Consider the following 1,262-nt stretch of genomic DNA (forward strand, 5'->3'; position numbering starts at 1 on the left):
GCATAGCGGATGTTCGGCCGGTCGAAGCCGGCGATGAAGGCGTCGCTCTCCGCGATCTGAAGATGCGCGAGGATCTCGGCCCGAGTTGGCGCGTCGGCGGTCGCCGTCAGCGCCATGCGCGGCGTGTCGGGGAATAGCCTGACCAGCGCGTCGAGCTGACGATATGAGGGCCGGAAATCATGTCCCCATTGCGACAGGCAATGCGCTTCGTCGATGGCGATCAGCGACAAGGGCACCTGGCCGAGCCGCTCCAGGACTTCGGGCCTCAATAGCGTTTCGGGAGCGACATAGAGGAGGTCCAGCGCGCCGGACGACACGTCTTGCCACAACGCGCTTCGCTCATCGCCTGGCAAGTCGGAGTTGAGTGAAGCGGCATTGACCCCGGCCTGACGCAAGGCGGCGACCTGATCGGCCATCAGGGCGATCAGCGGCGAGACGATAAGGCCCATGCCGGGCCGCGCAATCGCCGGGATCTGGTAACACAGCGATTTGCCGCCGCCCGTCGGCATCAAGACAAAGGCGTTGTTGCCGGCCGTCACATGCTCGACGATCTCCGCCTGAGGCCCACGAAAGGCGTCGTAGCCATAAACGGCTTTCAGGATATGGGCGGGATCAGAGGTCAAAGCGGCCTTCGTTGGAATCAGAAAGATATTGCCTGATAGCAGATTTGCGAGGTGCCTGGGGCGCCGCCTGTTCGCAAATACGCACTGCCGGGTACCTGGAAGGGGCAGCGGCCGCATTTCTTCAACATCGCGCCGGCCATAATTGAACCGCAAGTAGAGCCGGACGGCACGAGCGGTGCCCTGAATAGGCTGGCTGCGGTTCTTGTGGGCCGGTGCGGGTCTACGCGTCGCCCGGCGCTCCCCCAAGTTCCTTGCCCGAAAAATAGTGCGACTGCATTATCTAGACTTTTGCGGAGCGCCAGGATGCGAACATCATGACTGTGCGTCCCATCTTCATGACTGAACGTCCCAATATGACGTTCGGACGGTGACAGCACAATCTGGCCGTGCGAGAGCCGCTGGAGCAGTTCACCCGAAATGCTCTGCTGGGTGGTCGGCGCGCGCTACATTTACAGTTGTGTCGTGCCGRCTCCTCGCCGGCTAGCGACGCGTTCGTGGCACTGGCAGCATCCCCCGCCTTGGCCGATGGTCCCAAATGGGGAATGTACCTGGACTTTGAGGCGCTTGGGGCACTGAGCACCTGCTTGGTGATTTCGGGCTTTCCGTGATTTACGAATGCCATTGATCACATTTACCGAC

1 protein-coding gene is annotated in these 1,262 nt (G+C 61.5%); it reads right to left on the reverse strand.

Annotated features, from left to right (window positions below; translation table 11 throughout):
• Positions 1-623, reverse strand: a 623-nt coding sequence (locus AC1DUU_RS32350; RefSeq protein WP_476787373.1) for a RecQ family ATP-dependent DNA helicase, incomplete at its 3' end; no start/stop codon positions are given.
• Between the last annotated feature and the right edge of the window lie 639 nt (positions 624-1,262).

This window comes from Aminobacter sp. P4_H6_2 (genome assembly GCF_056400805.1).